The organism is Streptomyces odonnellii (assembly GCF_000981895.1).
GTDB classification, from domain to species: Bacteria; Actinomycetota; Actinomycetes; order Streptomycetales; family Streptomycetaceae; genus Streptomyces; species Streptomyces odonnellii.
In genome coordinates this window covers 1-2,646 of the sequence record NZ_LATD01000554.1, presented here as the reverse complement: position 1 = coordinate 2,646, position 2,646 = coordinate 1, and the positions used below count along the sequence as shown (strand labels likewise).

Annotated in this window: 2 protein-coding genes; one reads left to right on the top strand and one right to left on the bottom strand. The window is 63.7% G+C overall.

The window, feature by feature from the left end:
- The first annotated feature begins 630 nt into the window (after nucleotides 1-630).
- Complete coding sequence (gene ltrA, locus WH07_RS34920; RefSeq protein ID WP_046509096.1) at nucleotides 631-1,890, top strand: group II intron reverse transcriptase/maturase; 1,260 nt, start codon at nucleotides 631-633, stop codon at nucleotides 1,888-1,890.
- Between the two features lie 36 nt (nucleotides 1,891-1,926).
- On the opposite strand, the gene WH07_RS34915 is transcribed toward ltrA, so the two are convergent.
- Nucleotides 1,927-2,532 (bottom strand): IS5 family transposase, encoded by a 606-nt coding sequence (locus tag WH07_RS34915; RefSeq protein ID WP_046509094.1) that lies wholly within the window; start codon nucleotides 2,530-2,532, stop codon nucleotides 1,927-1,929.
- Nucleotides 2,533-2,646: the final 114 nt, after the last annotated feature.

The following is a 2,646-nucleotide window of genomic DNA, read 5'->3' as shown; positions in this document are numbered from 1 at the left end:
CCAGCGGCCGCCCGAAGGCGTCGCAGGCCAGGTGGATCTTGCTGGTCTTGTGTCCTGAACATGAAAGGGAGTTGGTAGTAGGACAGCTTCTGGAAATGGTGCTGTGCGAGAGATGAAGGTTTGGCCCTTCGGAGTCGCCCTGCGGGGGGGGGAGGCTCCAAACCGCCTCATGCTGCGTTGGCTGAAGACCGTCGTGGTGAGCGATGAGGAAAAGGCGTCGTAAGAGGCGTCAGGTGGGGACTGGAAAGGCGAACGCAAGTGAATCGCTGCTGACGTGTCGAAAAAGATAAAGGCGGCATCGAAACCGGGGTGTGACCAGAATCCCGGGATGAGCCTGGCGGGTGCCCGTTTATTGGCCAGGTGGTGTCCGGCATGTAGGCGACGCGAGTCCAGTCTGCTGCTTTCGCATGGAACAGGAGAAGGCAGGTCCCGACACGCCCCGCCATGCCGCGGGGGAGAGGGAGTACCCCAAGCGGCGGACACCGCAAGGGGTCGAGTACCGACGCGGGACCTGCTGGCGGACCGGCTCGTAGTAGTGATGAAACCCCTGTAACGGGGGTGGAGCGAAGGGGCTGGGTCGTTCGTGACTGAGTTGATCACATCAACCGGACCATGTCCGGGAGGAGTGCGATGGGCCAGTTGAAGTCTCAGATCAAGCCGTTTGATATCTCGAAGTGGGAAGTCAAAGAGGCGTGGGAGGAAGTCAGGGCGAACAAGGGCGCACCCGGTGTGGATGGACGGAGCATCGAGGACTTCGAGAAGGACCTCAAGAATAATCTGTACAAGGTCTGGAACCGAATGTCATCGGGCTCGTACTTCCCTCCTCCGGTGCGCGCGGTGGAGATCCCCAAGCCGCATGGCGGCGGCACGAGAATGCTCGGTATTCCCGCTGTCGCCGATCGCGTGGCCCAGACCGTGGTGGCCCGGCATCTGGTGCGAAGGGTGGATCCGATTTTCCACCCTGACAGCTACGGATACCGGCCCGGACGGTCCGCCTTGGACGCGGTGGAAAGGTGCCGGGAGCGCTGCTGGAAGCGGGACTGGGTGGTGGAGTTCGATATCTCAAAGTTCTTCGACAGCGTGCCCTGGGACCTGCTGGTCAAGGCGGTGGAAGCTCACACCGACGTCGTTTGGGTGAAATTATATGTGCGACGGTGGCTCCATGCGCCGCTCGCCATGCCCGACGGCTCTCTGCTGGAACGGGAGTGCGGAACCCCGCAAGGGGCTCCGGTTTCTCCTGTGTTGGCGAACCTGTTCCTGCACTATGCGTTCGATACCTGGATGGCGCGGGAGTTCCCGAACGTCTGGTTCGAACGGTATGCGGACGATGCGGTCCTGCACTGCGTCACCGAGCGTCAGGCCCGGCAGGTACTGGCGGCGCTCATGGACAGGATGGCCGAGGTCGGACTGCACCTGCACCCGGCCAAGACCCGGCTCGTGTACTGCAAAGACGGCAGGCGTCGCGGCTCCTTCGAGCACGCAACGTTCACCTTCCTCGGCTACACGTTCCGAGCCAGACAGAACCGGGATCGCTACGGCAAGTCATTCCAGTCGTTTGATCCTGCTGTCAGCAGGGACGCCCTGAACAAGATGGGACGGGAAGTGCGCTCCTGGCACTTGCACACCCGCTCCGATCTTTCCTTCAAGGAGCTTGCCCGCAGGATCAACCCTGTCGTGGCCGGCTGGATCAACTACTACGGCCGGTTCAGGCCGTGGGAATTGAACCCCTTCTTGATGCGCATCAACGCCTACCTGGTGCGCTGGATCCGCCAGAAGTACAAGCGGCTTGCGGCTGAACGGAGAGCCATCGCGAAGATGCAGGAGATCGCCCGAAGATACCCCCGCATGTTCGCACATTGGCGCTGCACCATTGCAGCCGTGATGACCTGACGAACAGAACGACAAGAGCCGTGTAACGGGAGACTGTTACGCACGGATCTGTGAGAGCCGGGAGGTGAGATTCCTCCCGGCTACTCGGCAGACCGCCTCGGGACCGTCCGAGCCCGGCGGCAGCCGCCCTGGCCCTGCGGCGTCGGCGCGTAGCGGTACGATCCTCTTGCGGGGCCTCACCTGAACTGCTCGGGCCTGCGGCGGCCGTGACCTGGTCACCCGCAGCGCCGGTGGCTGCCGGGGAAGCGGAGCTCCCTTTTCCTCGGTCAATGCCTGCTCCAGCGCGTCCAGGGTCTCTCCCGCCACCGCGAGCCCCGCCGACTCCTGATGCGCCCGCACGATCGTGGAGTCCACGCTCACCAGCTCCAGGCCGACCTGTCCACGGGCCGCCGCTTCGGCGATCAACGCGTCCATCAGGCCCTGGAACACACCCGCCCTGGCCCAGCCGTTGAACCGGGAGTAGACGGTGGACCAGGGCCCGTACCGTTCCGGCACGTCACGCCACCCACTGCCGGTGCGGAACCGCCACAGCACTCCGTTGAGCTGGTCCCGCACCCGCCGCGGCAACGGCCCGGTCGCCGCCACCGGCAGATACGGCTCGATCAAAGCCCACTCGGCATCCGCCACATCAAAACGCGCCACGACCGAGTTCTACCAGCGACACCCAGCACCCCACCGAGCCTCGCAAAGATCCGAACCCCAAACAGGACCTAGTACTCCAGTGTGACTTTGCGATCTTGTTGGTCTGCGGTGGGG